Annotated in this window: 14 protein-coding genes; 8 read left to right on the plus strand and 6 right to left on the minus strand. The window is 61.3% G+C overall.

Annotated elements, in window-relative coordinates; genetic code table 11:
- Positions 1-116: 116 nt before the first annotated feature.
- The 6 genes from BMH52_RS06945 to gatC all read right to left on the minus strand — a co-directional run bounded on the left by BMH52_RS06945 (position 117) and on the right by gatC (position 5,346).
- The gene (locus tag BMH52_RS06945; RefSeq protein ID WP_073843261.1) at positions 117-500 is read right to left on the minus strand and encodes a carboxymuconolactone decarboxylase family protein; all 384 of its coding nucleotides are present in this window, start codon (positions 498-500) and stop codon (positions 117-119) included.
- Positions 497-1,576: a calcium/sodium antiporter gene (locus BMH52_RS06950; protein WP_014716918.1), complete on the minus strand. Its 1,080-nt coding sequence runs from the start codon at positions 1,574-1,576 to the stop codon at positions 497-499. The genes BMH52_RS06945 and BMH52_RS06950 overlap by 4 nt, the downstream gene beginning before the upstream one ends.
- 26 nt (positions 1,577-1,602) lie before the next feature.
- Positions 1,603-1,974 carry a septal ring lytic transglycosylase RlpA family protein gene (locus BMH52_RS06955; protein WP_014716919.1) on the minus strand — a complete coding sequence of 124 codons (372 nt, stop codon included), beginning with the start codon at positions 1,972-1,974 and terminating at the stop codon, positions 1,603-1,605.
- Between the two features lie 160 nt (positions 1,975-2,134).
- On the minus strand, positions 2,135-3,580 hold the full coding sequence (gene gatB / locus BMH52_RS06960; protein WP_005784800.1) for an Asp-tRNA(Asn)/Glu-tRNA(Gln) amidotransferase subunit GatB: 1,446 nt from the start codon (positions 3,578-3,580) through the stop codon (positions 2,135-2,137).
- Positions 3,581-3,590: 10 nt separating this feature from the next.
- Positions 3,591-5,042: an Asp-tRNA(Asn)/Glu-tRNA(Gln) amidotransferase subunit GatA gene (gene gatA, locus BMH52_RS06965; RefSeq protein WP_014716920.1), complete on the minus strand. Its 1,452-nt coding sequence runs from the start codon at positions 5,040-5,042 to the stop codon at positions 3,591-3,593.
- Positions 5,043-5,058: 16 nt separating this feature from the next.
- Positions 5,059-5,346 (minus strand): Asp-tRNA(Asn)/Glu-tRNA(Gln) amidotransferase subunit GatC, encoded by a 288-nt coding sequence (gatC, locus tag BMH52_RS06970; protein WP_003188556.1) that lies wholly within the window; start codon positions 5,344-5,346, stop codon positions 5,059-5,061.
- A 210-nt stretch (positions 5,347-5,556) separates the two neighbouring features.
- Here gatC and mreB point away from each other — a divergent pair, with 210 nt between their 5' ends.
- The 8 genes from mreB (at position 5,557) to tldD (ending at position 16,714) form a co-directional block, all read left to right on the plus strand.
- Positions 5,557-6,594: a rod shape-determining protein MreB gene (gene mreB, locus BMH52_RS06975; protein ID WP_002555108.1), complete on the plus strand. Its 1,038-nt coding sequence runs from the start codon at positions 5,557-5,559 to the stop codon at positions 6,592-6,594.
- A 139-nt stretch (positions 6,595-6,733) separates the two neighbouring features.
- Complete coding sequence (mreC, locus tag BMH52_RS06980; protein WP_072434182.1) at positions 6,734-7,801, plus strand: rod shape-determining protein MreC; 1,068 nt, start codon at positions 6,734-6,736, stop codon at positions 7,799-7,801.
- Complete coding sequence (gene mreD / locus BMH52_RS06985) at positions 7,801-8,289, plus strand: rod shape-determining protein MreD (protein ID WP_003188558.1); 489 nt, start codon at positions 7,801-7,803, stop codon at positions 8,287-8,289. Before mreC ends, mreD begins: the two co-directional genes overlap by 1 nt.
- A gap of 50 nt (positions 8,290-8,339) precedes the next feature.
- Positions 8,340-8,936 (plus strand): nucleoside triphosphate pyrophosphatase, encoded by a 597-nt coding sequence (locus BMH52_RS06990; protein WP_038448932.1) that lies wholly within the window; start codon positions 8,340-8,342, stop codon positions 8,934-8,936.
- 70 nt (positions 8,937-9,006) lie between these two features.
- A complete protein-coding gene (gene rng, locus BMH52_RS06995; RefSeq protein WP_003188562.1) occupies positions 9,007-10,464 on the plus strand; it encodes a ribonuclease G in 1,458 nt (485 codons plus the stop codon).
- A 78-nt stretch (positions 10,465-10,542) separates the two neighbouring features.
- Positions 10,543-14,358: a YhdP family protein gene (locus tag BMH52_RS07000; RefSeq protein ID WP_020301267.1), complete on the plus strand. Its 3,816-nt coding sequence runs from the start codon at positions 10,543-10,545 to the stop codon at positions 14,356-14,358.
- Between the two features lie 48 nt (positions 14,359-14,406).
- The gene (locus BMH52_RS07005) at positions 14,407-15,255 is read left to right on the plus strand and encodes a carbon-nitrogen hydrolase family protein (protein ID WP_072434183.1); all 849 of its coding nucleotides are present in this window, start codon (positions 14,407-14,409) and stop codon (positions 15,253-15,255) included.
- Positions 15,256-15,271: 16 nt separating this feature from the next.
- Entirely contained in the window at positions 15,272-16,714 is a 1,443-nt protein-coding gene (gene tldD / locus BMH52_RS07010; protein WP_003188566.1) for a metalloprotease TldD, read from the plus strand.
- Positions 16,715-16,730: the final 16 nt, after the last annotated feature.

Below are 16,730 nucleotides of genomic sequence, written 5' to 3' on the forward strand. Positions count from 1 at the left end.
GGCAGCTTGAGGCCCCATCGCAGCGATGCGGCGACCCGACAAGCCAGCTCCCACATGTGGATGTGTGAATACTCTCAAGTGTGGGAGCTGGCTTGCCTGCGATAACTATCTGGCAGTCACTGCTGATCGGCCTGATACGCCTCAATCACTTCCTGCGCCGCCCGAAACGCATCAATCGCCGCCGGCACCCCGGCATACACCGCGCAATGCAGCAGCGCTTCGCGGATCTCCTCCACCGTACAGCCATTATTCAGTGCACCGCGCACATGGCCCTTGAGTTCCTGCGGGCACTTGAGGGCGGTGAGGGCGGCGAGGGTGATCAGGCTGCGGGTCTTGAGCGGCAAACCCTCGCGGTTCCAGACGCTGCCCCACGCGTGCTCGTTGACGAAGTCCTGCAGCGGCTGGGTGAACGCCGTGGCATTGTCCAGGGCGCGGTCGACGAACGCATCGCCCATGACCTGGCGACGTACTTCAACCCCGGGTTTTTTCTGATCGGTCATTGCGATTCCCTCTTGTGTTGGCGGTGCCAGGCGCGCAGTGAGGTGAACAACAGCAAAACCACTAACGCTGGCAGGACGTAATACAGCATCAATTGTTCAAGCTTGTTGGCCAGCGGCATGCCCGTGGTGAAGGCCATGACATGCAGCCCGTACGCCAGGTACAGCCCCAGCAGCACCAGCCCTTCGATACGTGTTACCCGATAGCCGGTATAGAACACCGGCAGGCACAGGATGATGGCGCCGAGCATCACCGGTAAATCGAAGTCCAGGGCGTTGGGTGATACCGAAAGCGGTGTCGGCGCCACCAGTGCGGTAAAACCCAGCACGCCGAGCAGGTTGAACAGGTTGCTGCCGATCACGTTGCCTACGGCAATCTCCCGTTCGCCACGCAACGCGGCGATCAGCGACGTGGCAAGGCACGGCAGCGAGGTGCCGACGCCGATCAACGTGAGGCCGATGACGCGCTCCGACAATCCGAGATCGCCCGCCACCTCCACCGCTGCGCCGAGCAACAAATGCCCGGCCAGCACCAGCACCAGCAAACCGCCGAGCATCAGCAGCACACTGCTCAGCCATGGCGCCTTCGCCACGGTGTCCAGAGTGCGCGGGCGGCGGGAATGACGCGTCTGGTAATGCAATACGCCAAGGTAGGCCACCAGCGCCACCAGCAGCACGGCGCCATCGAAGGGCGTCAGCATTTCGTTAGCCGCCAGGATAAATACCAGCAGGCCGGCGACGATCATCACCGGGATATCCACGCGCACCAGCTGCCGCGAGACCCGCAGCGGAATGATCAGTGCGGACAAACCCAGGGTCACAAGGATATTGAAGATGCTGCTGCCGATGACGCTGCCTACGGCAATGTCCGTGTTGCCAGCCAGCGTGGCCTGAAGACTGACGGTCATCTGTGGCGCACTGCTGCCGAAGGCGACGATGCTCAAGCCGATGATCAGTGGCCGCACCTTGAGGCTCGCCGCCAGGCGTACCGCGGCGCGTACCAGGATTTCAGCGCCGATGATCAGCAAGATCAGGCCGCCCACCAGTTCGAGCAGGCTCCAGGGTGAGAGGGCGTTCAATCCGAAAATGCTCAAGGCTGCCTCGATCAGTTGTTCAGGGCTTGCACGCGTACCCGTGCGGTACCGCTGCGCAGCATGCGCAACTGCTCGGCAGCCTTGCGTGAAAGGTCGATCAGGCGCCCACGGGTATGCGGGCCGCGATCAGTGATACGCACCACGACAGAACGGTTGTTGTCGAGGTTGGTCACCTTGACCTGGGTGCCGAAGGGCAGGCGCCGATGGGCGGCGGTCAAGGCGTTCTGGTTGAAAGGTTCACCGCTGGCGGTTTTCTTGCCATGGTGCTTGGCGCCGTAATAAGACGCGGTGCCGGTTTCGTCGTAGCCGTTGGGGTCGATGAGGCCGCTGGCGCAACCGGCCAGCAGGGAGGACAGGGCCAGGAGGCCGAGTAGACGCTTCATTTCAGATATGCCCCGGTAACAAATGTGGGAGCGGGCTTGCTCGCGAATGCGGTAGAACATTCAACATATATGTTGGCTGTCAGTCCGCTTTCGCGAGCAAGCCCGCTCCCACAGGAGTTAGAGCCAGAATTTGGATTCTGCTCCAACCATTTCACTGCAATCAGCCTTCGAGCTTGCTTTTGAGCAGTTCGTTCACCTGTTGCGGGTTGGCTTTGCCCTTGGAGGCTTTCATCGCCTGGCCGACAAAGAAGCCGAACATCTTGCCGCGCTTGGCTTCGTCTGCCGCACGGTATTGCTCGACCTGCTCGGCATTGGCCGCGAGCATTTCATCGAGTACGGCCGAGATGGCGCCGCTGTCGGTGACTTGCTTGAGGCCACGCTTCTCGATGATCTCGTCGGCATTGCCTTCACCTGCGGCCATCGCTTCAAACACCGTCTTGGCAATTTTGCCGGAGATGGTGTTGTCCTTGATGCGCAGCAGCATGCCACCCAGTTGTTCGGCGGTGACCGGCGCTTCGTCGATTTCCAGGCCTTGTTTGTTCAACAGGCTGCCCAGCTCGACCATCACCCAGTTGGCCGCCAGCTTGGCGTCGCCGGCAATGCTCACGACTTTTTCGAAGTAGTTGGCTTGTTCACGGCTGGAGGCCAGGACGCTGGCATCGTAGACCGACAGGCCGAACTGCTCCTGGAAGCGCTCGCGTTTTTGCTGCGGCAGTTCCGGCAGGGTGGCGCGGATGTCATTGAGGAAGGAATCCTCCAGCACCACCGGCAACAGGTCCGGGTCGGGGAAGTAACGGTAGTCGTTGGCTTCCTCTTTGCTGCGCATGGCGCGGGTTTCGTCTTTGTTCGGGTCGTACAGGCGCGTTTGCTGGATCACCTTGCCGCCGTCTTCGATCAGCTCGATCTGGCGACGTACTTCGCTGTTGATCGCTTTCTCGATGAAGCGGAACGAGTTGACGTTCTTGATCTCGCAGCGGGTGCCGAACTCGACCTGGCCCTTGGGGCGGATCGACACGTTGCAGTCGCAACGCAGCGAGCCTTCGGCCATGTTGCCGTCGCAGATGCCCAGGTAGCGCACCAGCGCGTGGATGGTCTTGACGTAGGCCACGGCTTCCTTGGCGCTGCGCATGTCCGGCTCGGACACGATCTCCAGCAGCGGCGTGCCAGCACGGTTCAGGTCGATACCGGTAGCGCCCGGGAATTCTTCGTGCAGGCTTTTGCCGGCGTCTTCTTCCAGGTGCGCACGGGTGACGCCGACGCGCTTGATGGTGCCGTCTTCCAGGGGAATGTCCAGGTGGCCCTTGCCGACAATCGGCAGTTCCATCTGGCTGATCTGGTAGCCCTTGGGCAGGTCCGGGTAGAAGTAGTTCTTGCGCGCAAACACGTTGTGCTGGCCGATCTCGGCGTCAATCGCCAAGCCGAACATCACGGCCATGCGCACCGCTTCCTGGTTCAGCACCGGCAGCACGCCGGGCATGCCCAGGTCGACCAGGCTGGCCTGGGTATTGGGTTCGGAGCCGAACGTGGTGGCGCTACCGGAGAAAATCTTCGATTGGGTGGCGAGCTGGGTATGAATCTCCAGCCCGATCACAACTTCCCATTGCATAGTGTTCTCCTCAGAAGCCGGTAGGGGTGCGGGTGTGCCAGTCGGTATTCAACTGGTACTGGTGCGCCACATTGAGCAGGCGGCCTTCCTGGAAATACGGGGCGAGCAATTGCACGCCCACCGGCAGGCCATCGACGAAACCTGCGGGCATGGACAAGCCCGGCAAGCCCGCGAGGTTGGCGGTGATGGTGTAGAGGTCTTCCAGGTACTCGGCGATCGGGTCGCCGGTCTTGGCGCCGATCTTCCACGCCAGGTTTGGCGCGGTCGGGCCGAGGATCACATCGACTTCTTCAAAGGCGGCCATGAAGTCGTTCTTGATCAGGCGACGGATTTTTTGCGCCTTGAGGTAGTACGCGTCGTAGTAGCCGGCGGACAGGGCATAAGCACCGACCATGATCCGGCGCTGCACTTCACTGCCGAAGCCTTCGCCGCGGGAGCGTTTGTACAGGTCGGTGAGGTCTTTCGGGTTCTCGCAGCGATAGCCGAAGCGCACGCCGTCGAAACGCGACAGGTTGGAAGAGGCCTCTGCTGGCGCGATCACGTAGTAGGCGGGAATCGCGTGCTGGTTGTTCGGCAGGCTGATTTCCTTGATCACGGCGCCAAGCTTTTCGAGCTCTTTGATGCTGTTTTGCACCAGTTCGGCGATACGCGGGTCGAGGCCAGCGCTGAAGTATTCCTTCGGCACGCCGATGCGCAGGCCCTTGATCGAGGTGTTCAGGCTGGCGCTGTAGTCCGGCACTGGCTCGTCGATGCTGGTGGAGTCCTGTTTATCGAAGCCTGCCATGCCTTGTAACAATATTGCGCAGTCTTCAGCCGTGCGTGCCAGAGGGCCGCCCTGATCGAGACTTGAGGCGTAGGCGATCATGCCCCAGCGGGAAACGCGACCATAGGTCGGCTTCAGGCCGGTGAGGTTGGTGAAGGCGGCTGGCTGGCGGATCGAACCGCCGGTATCGGTGGCGGTAGCGGCCGGCAGGAAGCGCGCGGCCACGGCCGCCGCCGAACCACCGGACGAACCACCCGGGACGTGTTCCAGGTTCCACGGGTTTTTCACCGCGCCGTAGTAGCTGGACTCGTTGGCCGAACCCATGGCGAATTCGTCCATGTTGGTCTTGCCAAGGGTCACGGCGCCGGCGGCGGCCAGCTTGGCGACCACAGTGGCGTCGTAGGGCGCCTTGAAGTTGTCGAGCATCTTCGAGCCGCAGCTGGTGCGAATGCCCTGGGTGCAGAACAGGTCCTTGTGGGCGATCGGTGCGCCGAGCAGCGCACCATTCTCACCGTTGGCGCGACGGGCGTCGGCGGCCTTGGCCTGGCTCAGGGCCAGCTCCTCGGTGAGGCTGATGAAGCTGTTGACCTTCGGATCGAGCGCGGCGATACGCGCCAGCAAGGTCTGGGTCAGCTCTTCGGAAGAAAACGATTTGTCGGCGAGACCGCGGGCGATCTCGGCCAGAGTCATGTGATGCATGAAAGGCTCTTTCCCTTTAGTCGATGACTTTCGGAACCAGGTACAGGCCGTTTTCGACCGCTGGCGCGATGGACTGGTAGGCCTCGCGATTATTGCGTTCGGTCACGACGTCTGCGCGCAGGCGCTGGCTGGCTTCCAGTGGGTGAGCCAGGGGCTCGATGCCGTCGGTATTCACGGCCTGCATTTGGTCGACCAGCCCGAGAATGCTGTTCAGGGCTGCGGTGGTCTGTGGAAGATCGGCATCATTAAGGCCAAGCGAGGCCAAATGTGCGATTTTTTCCACGTCGGAGCGTTCAAGCGCCATGGGATTCTCCAGTGGAAAACAGAACGGAGGGCGTCCGTGTGTTAGATTGTCGGAACACTACCGCATTTCTACGGTCATAAGGCCGCGATTGTGGGGGTTGGTGCACAGAAAGTCGGCCAATTTAGCACATTGGCGCCTTGCCCAAAATCCCTGTCGTTGTTAGAGTTTGCCGCACTTTTTTACCCACGCGTTGCCTAGGGTCCTTTCCCCATGTTCAAGAAACTGCGTGGCATGTTTTCCAGCGATCTCTCCATTGACCTGGGCACTGCCAACACCCTTATTTACGTGCGCGAGCGCGGAATCGTTCTGAATGAGCCATCGGTTGTGGCCATTCGGACCCATGGTAATCAGAAAAGTGTCGTTGCCGTTGGCACCGAGGCCAAGCGCATGCTCGGCCGTACACCAGGCAATATTGCTGCCATTCGTCCGATGAAGGATGGCGTGATCGCCGATTTCAGCGTCTGCGAAAAGATGCTGCAGTACTTCATCAACAAAGTTCACGAAAACAGTTTTCTGCAGCCCAGCCCTCGCGTGCTGATCTGCGTTCCGTGCAAGTCCACCCAGGTGGAGCGTCGCGCCATCCGTGAATCGGCCCTTGGCGCCGGTGCCCGTGAAGTATTCCTGATCGAAGAGCCGATGGCGGCTGCGATCGGTGCCGGCCTGCCGGTGGAAGAAGCGCGCGGTTCGATGGTGGTGGATATCGGTGGTGGTACTACCGAAATCGCCCTGATTTCCCTGAACGGTGTGGTGTATGCCGAATCCGTGCGCGTGGGCGGCGACCGCTTCGACGAAGCGATCATCACTTATGTGCGTCGTAACTACGGCAGCCTGATCGGCGAATCCACCGCCGAGCGCATCAAGCAGGAAATCGGCACCGCTTACCCAGGCGGCGAAGTGCGCGAAGTCGATGTGCGCGGTCGCAACCTGGCCGAAGGCGTTCCACGTGCCTTCACCCTGAACTCCAATGAAGTGCTGGAGGCTCTGCAAGAGTCCCTGGCCACCATCGTTCAGGCTGTGAAAAGTGCCCTGGAGCAATCGCCGCCGGAGCTGGCTTCCGATATCGCCGAGCGTGGCCTGGTACTGACCGGTGGTGGCGCCTTGTTGCGCGACCTCGACAAGTTGCTGGCCCAGGAAACCGGCCTGCCGGTGATCGTCGCCGAAGACCCGTTGACCTGCGTTGCCCGTGGCGGTGGTCGTGCGCTGGAAATGATGGATAAACACACCATGGACCTGCTCTCCAGCGAATAAGATTGCCTGGATGGTTCATGCTTCGTCGGCAGGCAGCACTTTGCAGTGCTGCCTGTTGGCGTTTATCTTCTTCAATCTGCATCCAGGCCGGTTTGATGCCGTATGAATAAAGAGAACATTTGCCTGGGAGGAGCGGCTTATTAAACCGCTTTTCGCCAAAGGCCCCTCATTGGGTGTGCGCTTATTGGTGCTGACCGTGCTTTCGGTCGCGCTGATGGTGGTCGATGCCCGCTTTGCACTGCTCAAGCCGGTGCGCAGCCAGATGTCGCTGGTGTTGATGCAGACCTACTGGATCACCGACCTGCCGCAACGTCTCTTCCAGGGCGTGTCCAGCCAATTTGGCAGCCGCACCGAACTGGTCGCCGAGAACGAAAAACTCAAGACTGAAAACCTGCTGTTGCAGGGGCGCATGCAAAAGCTGGCGGCCCTCACCGAGCAGAACGTTCGGCTGCGCGAGTTGCTCAATTCTTCCGCACTGGTCAACGAAAAGGTCGAAGTGGCCGAACTGATCGGTATGGACCCCAACCCCTTTACCCACCGCATCATCATCAACAAGGGTGAGCGCGACGGTGTGGTGCTTGGTCAGCCGGTGCTCGACGCCCGTGGCCTGATGGGCCAGGTGGTGGAGTTGATGCCCTACACCTCGCGGGTGCTGTTGCTGACGGACACTACCCATAGCATTCCGGTACAGGTCAACCGTAACGGTTTGCGCGCGATTGCCAGCGGCACCGGTAACCCGGAACGCCTGGAACTGCGCCATGTGGCCGACACCGCTGACATCAAGGAGGGCGACCTGTTGGTCAGCTCTGGCCTGGGCCAGCGCTTCCCGGCGGGTTATCCGGTGGCGACGGTCAAAGAGGTGATCCACGATTCCGGCCAGCCGTTCGCTATCGTTCGGGCGGTACCGACTGCCGCGCTGAACCGCAGCCGTTACCTGCTGCTGGTGTTCAGCGACAACCGCACCCCGGAAGAGCGCGCTAACGACGCTGCCCAGGCCCAGGAAGCGGAGGACCAGCAGAATGGCACCGCGCCTATCGTGCCGGCCACGGTGCCAAAACCTGCTTTTGTTGGTCCGCCTGCACCCGCGCCAGCCACGTCACCTGCACCGGCAGCACCTGTGACAACGCCGGCCAAACCTGCCGCGCATAACGCGCGCCCGGCTAAACCGACCGCCGCTCCGGCCACCACACCGCAGAGGGGGGACTAATGGCGGGTACTCATTCACGCAATGGCTGGATCGTCTGGCTGACCTTCGCCATCGGCTTGCTGCTCAGCGTTTCGCCGCTGCCGCAGTTCATGGAAATCCTGCGCCCGCTCTGGCTGGCCTTGTTGCTGGCGTTCTGGTCGTTGAACCTGCCGCACAAGGTGGGCATGGTCACGGCCATGTGCCTGGGGTTGGCCGAAGATGTGCTGTATGGCACCTTGCTGGGCCAGAACGCGTTGATCCTGACACTGATTACCTTCCTGGTGCTGTCGTTGCAACAGCGCCTGCGCATGTTCCCGATGTGGCAGCAGTGCCTGGTGATCCTGGTGATCTTCGGCCTGGCGCAGTTGGTGCAACTGTGGCTGAGCGCCTTGACCGGCAACCGTCAGCCTACGCTCGCGTTGGTCTTGCCGGCGCTGGTCAGTGCATTGTTGTGGCCCTGGATCAGTTTTGGCCTGCGCGGGCTGCGTCGGCGCTATAAAATCAATTGAATGGTTGCGAGGCTCTGCCTGGTTATCGAACTCAACAGGGAGAGGCTGCAATGAATTCGCTTTACCTGGCCTCGGGCTCCCCGCGGCGACGTGAGCTGTTGACCCAGATCGGTGTGCCCTTCACCGTGGTCAGCGCCGCTATTGATGAAACCCCTCTTGCCAACGAGCCTGCCGTTGCCTATGTCGAGCGCCTTGCGCGCGGCAAGGCGACGGCGGGCTTTATTGCGCTTGGCCATACCTTGGGCGCCTGTGTATTGGGGGCCGATACGGCTGTGATCGTGGATGGCCAGATCCTGGGCAAGCCCGTTGACCAGGCCGATGCGCTGGCGATGCTGATGGCACTTTCCGGTCGAGAACATGAAGTGCTCACCGCCATTGCCCTGACTGACGGCCAGCGTTGCGAAACCCGATGTGTAAGCAGTCGTGTACGTTTTCGCGAGGTTTCTGATCAGGAGGCTACCGCCTACTGGCACAGTGGTGAACCGCAGGACAAGGCCGGCGGCTATGCTATCCAGGGGTTGGGTTCGGTGTTCGTTGCCGGGCTCAATGGCAGTTATTCCGCGGTGGTGGGCCTGCCTGTGTGCGAAACCGCGCAACTCCTGGCGCAATTCGGCATACCCTGTTGGCAAAACCTTACCGTGTGCTGAACGCCGTATTCCAGCGCCAAGCCTTAAGCGACCGGTCACTATTGTGAAAACGCCTGAACGAGACCCAGCCATGAGTGAAGAGATTCTGATCAATATCACGCCGATGGAATCGCGCGTGGCGGTGGTAGAGAACGGTGTTCTGCAAGAAGTGCATGTCGAACGCACCCAAAAGCGCGGGATCGTCGGCAATATCTACAAAGGCAAGGTGGTGCGTGTATTGCCGGGCATGCAGGCGGCCTTCGTCGACATCGGCCTGGACCGTGCAGCGTTTATCCATGCCTCGGAAATTTCCCTGCGCGAGGGCCCTGCGGTGGAAAGCATCAGCGCTCTGGTGCACGAGGGCCAGAGCCTGGTGGTGCAAGTCACCAAGGACCCTATCGGTTCCAAGGGAGCCCGCTTGACCACCCAGTTGTCGATTCCCTCGCGATACCTGGTGTACATGCCGCGCACTGCCCATGTGGGCATTTCCCTGAAGATCGAAGATGAAGCCGAGCGCGAGCGCCTGAAGAAGGTGGTCAGCGACTGCGTCGCCGCCGAGGGCATCAAGGAAGCGGGCGGGTTTATCCTGCGCACCGCCGCAGAAGGCGCTGGCGCTGACGAGATCCTCATGGATATTCGCTACCTGCGGCGCCTGTGGGATCAGATCGACGCGCAGATCAAGACCATCGGCGCGCCCAGCGTCATTTATGAAGACCTTGGCTTGGCGCTGCGCACGCTGCGCGACCTGGTCAGCCCGAAGATCGAGAAAATTCGCATCGACTCGCGGGAAACCTTCCAGCGCACCACGCAATTTGTCGCTGAGTTGATGCCAGAAATCGCCGATCGCCTGGAACACTACCCCGGCGAGCGGCCGATATTCGACCTGTATGGCGTCGAAGACGAAATCCAGAAAGCCCTGGAACGCAAGGTGCCACTCAAGTCCGGCGGCTACCTGGTGGTAGACCCGGCAGAAGCCATGACCACCATCGACGTCAATACCGGCGCATTCGTGGGCCATCGCAACCTTGAAGAGACCATCTTCAAGACCAATCTCGAGGCGGCTACCGCTATTGCCCGCCAACTGCGCCTGCGCAACCTGGGCGGCATCATCATCATCGACTTCATCGACATGGAAGATGAAGAGCACCAGCGCCAGGTGCTGCGTACGCTTGAGAAGCAACTGGAGCGCGATCACGCCAAGACCAACATCATCGGCATCACCGAGTTGGGCCTGGTGCAGATGACTCGCAAGCGCACGCGTGAAAGCCTGGAACAGGTCCTGTGCGAGCCGTGCAGCAGTTGCCAAGGGCGCGGCAAACTGAAGACCCCGGAAACGGTTTGCTACGAGATTTTCCGCGAGATCCTGCGGGAGGCACGCGCCTATCAGGCCGAAGGTTATAGAGTACTTGCCAATCAGAAAGTGGTGGATCGCCTGCTGGACGAAGAGTCCGGTAACGTCGCCGAACTGGAAAGTTTTATCGGTCGCACGATTCGCTTCCAGGTCGAAACCATGTATTCCCAGGAACAATACGACGTGGTGTTGCTCTGATCCCCAACTGTGCACTTTCTTCGAGACCGGCAGACCTTGATCTGCCGTCCGCTAACTGTTTTTTGAGGGTCGCCTGACATGGAGCGTCTGATACGCTTTTTTGCCGCTTTGACCCGTTGGGGCCTGGGCCTGTGTGCGTTGTCGCTGGTATTGGCGGCGGTGTATGTGAGCCTGGGGCGCGAACTCACCCCGCTGGTGGCTGAATACCGCGCCGAAGTCGAGGCCAAGGCCCAGGCTGCGCTGGATACGCCGCTGCACATCGGTAGTCTTGAAGGCCGTTGGAGCGGGTTTGCCCCGGTATTGCTGGCCCACGACGTCATGGTCGGCGAGGGCAGCAGTGCCTTGCGCCTGGACCAGGTGGAAGTGGTGCCGGATATGTGGGCCAGCCTGATGGCCCGCGAAGTGCGTATCGCCCATCTGCAAGTCAGTGGCTTGCAACTGAGTGTCAAGGAGAACCAGGACGGCCGCTGGACCCTGCAAGGCTTGCCGGTGCAGGACGACCAGCCGTTGGACCCGCAACAACTGCTGACGCGCATGCAAATGGTCAAGCGCGTGTCGGTGCTGGACAGCCAGGTGACCCTGCAACCCTTCGACCAGGCACCAGTGACCGTGACCTATGTGGGCCTGAGCCTGCACACCGGCATGAGCCAGCAGCGTCTGGACGCTCGCCTGACATTGCCCGATGGCCAACCGTTGGCGGTCAGCCTGCGCAGCCGCATTCGCGCCAGTCAGTGGAAAGACGCTGAGGTCGATGCCTACCTGAGTTTGCCGCAAAGCGACTGGGCCAAGTGGATTCCCGCCAGGCTGACCCAGCAATGGAAGCTGACGCAATTGAAGGCCGGCGGTGAGTTTTGGCTCAGTTGGGCCAAAGGCACGGTGCAAAGCGCGGCGGTACGCCTCAATTCGCCCCAAGTGAAGGGCAGCTACGCCGACCGTAAGCCGGTGCACCTTGAAAACCTGGCCCTGACCGCCTACCTGCAACGCAGTGACACTGGCCTCAAGGTGCTGTTTGATTCCCTGGCGATGAACATTGGCGAAACCCGCTGGGAATCGCGCCTGCAATTGCAGCAAAACCTGGCGACCGACAAAGAACAGGAGGTGTGGAAATTGCAGGCCGACCGTCTCGACCTGGCCCCCATTACCCCGCTGCTCAACGCCTTGGCGCCGCTGCCGGACGGTTTCGCCAAGGCCGTCGAACACCTCAAAGCCACTGGCCTGTTACGCAATGTGCTGGTGGACTTCCGACCGCAAGACACCACCGACCGAAAACTCAGTTTTGCCGCCAACCTGGAACGTGTCGGCTTCGATGCCTACTTTGGCGCGCCAGCCGCACGCAATGTGTCCGGCAGCATCAGTGGCGACCTGGGCCAGGGCGAGTTGCGCATGGACAGCAAGGACTTTTCCTTGCATCTGTATCCGATCTTCGCCAAGCCGTGGCAGTACATCCAGGCCAATGCACGCCTGACCTGGAAGCTGGACAAGCAAGGCTTCACCCTGATCGCCCCATATATCAAGGTACTGGGCGAGGAAGGCAAGGTGGCGGCGGACTTCCTGATTCGCCTGCATTTCGACCACAGCCAGGAAGACTACATGGACCTGCGGGTCGGCATGGTCGATGGCGATGGCCGTTTCACCCCCAAGTACCTGCCCGCCGTGTTGAGCCCGGCGCTGGATGAGTGGTTGCGCACGGCGATCCTCAAGGGCGCGGTGGACGAAGGCTTCTTCCAGTACCAGGGTTCGCTCAGCCACAATGCACTGCCCGCGTCGCGCAATATCAGCCTGTTCTTCAAGGTGCATGATGCCGAACTCGCCTTCCAGCCGGGCTGGCCGCACGTGAACAAGGTCAATGGCGAAGTGTTTGTCGAGGAAAGCGGCGTACGCATTCTGGCGAGCAAGGGCCAATTGCTCGACACCCAGGTCAAGGATGTCTACGTCAATATCCCCCACGCCCCAGCGGGCGGGGACAGTCATCTGCTGCTCACAGGCGGGTTTTCCGGCGGTTTGGGCGACGGCCTGAAGATCCTTCAAGAAGCGCCGATTGGCACGGCGTCTACGTTCGCTGGCTGGAAAGGCGAGGGCGACCTGCAAGGTAGCCTGGACCTGGACGTACCGCTGGCCAAAGGCACTGAGCCCAAGATCGTGGTGGACTTCAAGACCGACAAAGCGCGCCTGCAATTGGCGGAACCGCCGCTGGACCTGACCCAGCTCAAGGGTGATTTTCGCTTCGACAGCGCCAAGGGCCTGAGCGGGCAGAAGATCTCGGCCCAGGCGTTCGACCGCCCCATCACGGCGCAGATCTTTGCCGAAGGCAAACCGGGTAATATCAGCACGCGGGTGACTGCCAATGGCCAGGTCACCGTCAAGCGCCTTACGGACTGGTTGAAAATCAGCCAGCCGTTGCCGGTCTCCGGCGATATTCCGTACCAGTTGCAAGTGATCCTCGACGGCGCGGACAGCCAATTGATGGTCAACTCCAACCTCAAGGGTGTCGCGGTGGACCTGCCGGCACCGTTCGGCATGCCGGCCAGCCAAGGACGTGACAGCACCTTCCGCATGACTTTGCAGGGCGCTGAACGCCGTTACTGGTTTGATTACGGCGAGCTGGCTAACTTCACCTTTGCTGCGCCGCCGGACAAGTTCAATGATGGCCGTGGCGAACTGTTCCTCGGCGACGGTGATGCCGTGCTGCCCGGTGCCAAGGGCCTGCGCATTCGTGGCGTGCTGTCGGAACTGGATATCGATCCCTGGAAGAAACTTGTGGATCGCTACGCGGGCAATGATCCAGGTGGCAATGCCAAGCAACTGCTCAGCGGTGCGGACTTCAAAGTGGGCAAGCTGACCGGGTTTGGTACCCAGTTTGACCAGGTCAGCTTGCAGCTCGATCGCAAACCAGCGGCCTGGGGCCTGCAACTCGATAGCCAGCAAGCCAAGGGCGCGGTGAACCTGCCGGACGCCAAAGGCGCGCCGATTGCGGTCAACCTCAAGTATGTGAAATTGCCTGCGCCAGACCCGACCGCGCAGGCGGACGAAAACGCGCCGGACCCGCTGGCCGATATCGACCCCAAGAGCATTCCGGCACTGGATATTGCCGTCGACCAGCTGTTCCAGGGCTCGGACCTGATCGGAGCCTGGTCGCTGAGAATCCGCCCGACCGCCAAGGGCCTGGCCTTCAATAACCTCGACCTTGGCCTCAAGGGCATGCTGCTCAAGGGCGCTGGGGGTTGGGAAGGTGCGCCAGGCGCCAGCAGCAGTTGGTACAAGGGCCGCCTCGATGGGCGCAACATTGCCGACGTGCTCAAGGGCTGGGGTTTTGCGCCTACGGTGACCAGCGAAGACTTTCATCTGGACGTGGATGGCCGCTGGCCGGGGTCGCCGGCCTGGGTCGGGCCCAAGCGGTTTTCCGGCAGCCTGGATGCCGCGTTCCGTAAAGGTCAGTTCGTCGAAGTGGAGGGCGGGGCCCAGGCATTGCGAGTGTTTGGCCTGCTTAACTTCAACTCCATTGGCCGGCGTTTGCGTTTGGACTTTTCCGACTTGTTCGGCAAGGGCTTGAGCTACGACAGGGTCAAGGGCTTGTTGGCCGCCAGTAATGGCGTGTTCGTGACCCGCGAGCCCATCACCATGACCGGGCCTTCCACCAATCTGGAGCTTAACGGCACCCTGGATCTGGTTGCCGATCGCGTCGACGCCAAATTGCTGGTCACCTTGCCTGTGACCAACAACCTGCCGATTGCGGCGCTGATTGTCGGTGCGCCGGCCATTGGTGGTGCGCTGTTTTTGATCGACAAGCTGATCGGTGACCGGGTTTCGCGCTTCGCCAGTGTGCAATACAAGGTGCAAGGCCCCTGGAAGGATCCAAAAATCACCTTCGACAAGCCATTTGAAAAGCCAAACTGAGAGCCTGTGGAGTAGCATGGCCCCATGCCCTGTATGGAGTGTCGGCCCATGTCCTTTGCGGTAATTCAAATGGTCAGCCAGAGTGACGTGCTGGCCAACCTCGCCCAGGCGCGTCGCCTGCTGGAGCAGGCGGCGGCCGATGGCGCGAAACTCGCGGTGCTGCCAGAGAATTTCGCCGCCATGGGGCGCCGCGATGTGGCCGACATTGGCCGCGCCGAGGCGTTGGGGCAAGGCCCTGTGCTGCCCTGGTTGAAACAGGCCGCCCGCGACCTCACCTTATGGATAGTGGCCGGCACCTTGCCGCTGCCACCCAAGGACCAGCCCCACGCCAAACCCAATGCTTGCTCGCTGCTGATCAACGATCAGGGTGAAATCGTCGCTCGCTACGACAAACTCCACCTGTTTGATGTGGACGTAGCGGATGCTCGCGGTCGTTATCGCGAATCTGACGACTATGCTTTCGGTAACCAGGTGGTGGTGGCGGATACGCCGGTGGGCCGTGTGGGGTTAACGGTGTGCTACGACCTGCGGTTCCCCGAGCTGTACAGCGAGTTACGTGCGGCGGGGGCTGAACTGATTACCGCGCCCTCGGCCTTCACGGCAGTGACCGGGGCTGCGCATTGGGATGTGCTGATTCGCGCACGTGCCATCGAAACCCAGTGCTACCTGCTGGCAGCTGCCCAGGGCGGTGTGCACCCAGGCCCACGGGAAACCTTTGGCCACGCGGCGATTGTCGACCCTTGGGGCCGAGTGCTGGCGCAACAGGATCAAGGCGAGGCGGTGTTACTGGCCGAACGCGATAGCAGTGAACAGGCGTCGATACGGGCGCGCATGCCGGTGGCCAATCACCGGCGCTTTTTCTCGCAGGGCGCGCGGCGGCCTGCTTCAGAACGATGAATTTAAGGCCAAACCTATGAGCGAGTTGTTGTCCTCAGTCAGTGATCACCTCCTGGCACCCGGTGGCGTGACCATCGAAAGCCTGCAAACCGTGCTCGGCGATCTGGCCGGGCCGGGTATCGATGCGGCTGACCTGTATTTCCAGGGGCAGATTTCCGAGTCCTGGGCGCTGGAAGATGGGATCGTCAAGGAAGGCAGTTTCAACCTTGACCAGGGCGTAGGCGTTCGCGCGCAATCGGGTGAGAAAACCGGCTTTGCCTACAGCAATGCGATCACCCTGGAGGCCCTAGGCCTGGCGGCGCGTGCCGCCCGTTCGATTTCCCGTGCCGGGCAGAATGGCACGGTGCAGGCGTTCAGTACCCAGGACGTGGCGCAGTTGTATGCGCCGGATAACCCCTTGGAAGTGATCAGCCGTGCGGAAAAGGTCGAGCTGCTCAAGCGAATCGACGCAGCCACCCGCGCCTTGGACCCGCGTATCCAGCAAGTGACCGTGAGCATGGCGGGCGTGTGGGAGCGCATCCTCGTGGCGTCCACAGACGGTGGGCTGGCGGCGGATGTACGGCCGCTGGTGCGTTTCAATGTGAGTGTGATCGTCGAACAGAACGGGCGCCGCGAGCGCGGTGGGCATGGCGGCGGCGGGCGCACCGACTACCGTTATTTCCTCGCTGACGACCGTGCCATGGGCTATGCCCGTGAGGCGCTGCGCCAGGCATTGGTCAACCTGGAAGCGATTCCGGCACCCGCCGGCACCTTGCCGGTGGTGCTGGGCTCGGGTTGGTCTGGCGTGTTGCTCCACGAAGCCGTGGGCCATGGCCTGGAAGGCGATTTCAACCGCAAGGGCAGTTCCGCCTACAGTGGGCGCATGGGCGAAATGGTTGCGTCCAAGCTGTGCACCATTGTCGATGACGGCACCCTGGCCGGCCGCCGTGGTTCGCTGAGTGTCGATGACGAAGGCACGCCGACCGAATGCACCACCCTGATCGAAAACGGCGTGCTCAAGGGCTACATGCAAGACAAGCTCAACGCGCGCCTGATGGGCGTGGCGCGCACCGGTAATGGTCGTCGTGAATCCTATGCGCATCTACCAATGCCGCGCATGACCAACACCTACATGCTCGGTGGCCAAAGCGATCCGGCAGAAATCATTGCCTCGGTAAAACGCGGTATCTACTGCGCCAACCTCGGCGGCGGCCAGGTGGACATCACCAGCGGCAAGTTCGTGTTCTCCACCAGCGAGGCGTACCTGATCGAAGACGGCAAGATTACCGCGCCGGTCAAAGGGGCGACGCTGATTGGTAACGGCCCGGAAGCCATGAGCAAGGTGTCGATGGTCGGTAACGACCTGTCGCTGGACAGCGGGGTGGGCACGTGCGGCAAGGATGGGCAGTCGGTGCCGGTAGGTGTCGGCCAGCCAACCTTGAAAATCGATGCGATCACCGTGGGTGGTACGGGATCGTAGGAACGCAAGCTTCGGG

The sequence above is a fragment of the Pseudomonas sp. BTN1 genome (assembly GCF_001907715.1).
GTDB lineage: Bacteria > Pseudomonadota > Gammaproteobacteria > Pseudomonadales > Pseudomonadaceae > Aquipseudomonas > Aquipseudomonas paracarnis.

Excerpts from the sequence above, each read along its gene's own strand:
- rng (WP_003188562.1), top strand. The coding sequence starts at position 9,007 with ATGAGTGAAGAGATTCTGATCAATATCACGCCGATGGAATCGCGCGTG.
- gatB (WP_005784800.1), bottom strand. The coding sequence starts at position 3,580 with ATGCAATGGGAAGTTGTGATCGGGCTGGAGATTCATACCCAGCTCGCC.
- gatA (WP_014716920.1), bottom strand. The coding sequence starts at position 5,042 with ATGCATCACATGACTCTGGCCGAGATCGCCCGCGGTCTCGCCGACAAA.
- gatC (WP_003188556.1), bottom strand. The coding sequence starts at position 5,346 with ATGGCGCTTGAACGCTCCGACGTGGAAAAAATCGCACATTTGGCCTCG.
- mreD (WP_003188558.1), top strand. The coding sequence starts at position 7,801 with ATGGCGGGTACTCATTCACGCAATGGCTGGATCGTCTGGCTGACCTTC.
- mreB (WP_002555108.1), top strand. The coding sequence starts at position 5,557 with ATGTTCAAGAAACTGCGTGGCATGTTTTCCAGCGATCTCTCCATTGAC.
- BMH52_RS07000 (WP_020301267.1), top strand. The coding sequence starts at position 10,543 with ATGGAGCGTCTGATACGCTTTTTTGCCGCTTTGACCCGTTGGGGCCTG.
- BMH52_RS06945 (WP_073843261.1), bottom strand. The coding sequence starts at position 500 with ATGACCGATCAGAAAAAACCCGGGGTTGAAGTACGTCGCCAGGTCATG.
- BMH52_RS06955 (WP_014716919.1), bottom strand. The coding sequence starts at position 1,974 with ATGAAGCGTCTACTCGGCCTCCTGGCCCTGTCCTCCCTGCTGGCCGGT.
- BMH52_RS06990 (WP_038448932.1), top strand. The coding sequence starts at position 8,340 with ATGAATTCGCTTTACCTGGCCTCGGGCTCCCCGCGGCGACGTGAGCTG.
- tldD (WP_003188566.1), top strand. The coding sequence starts at position 15,272 with ATGAGCGAGTTGTTGTCCTCAGTCAGTGATCACCTCCTGGCACCCGGT.
- BMH52_RS07005 (WP_072434183.1), top strand. The coding sequence starts at position 14,407 with ATGTCCTTTGCGGTAATTCAAATGGTCAGCCAGAGTGACGTGCTGGCC.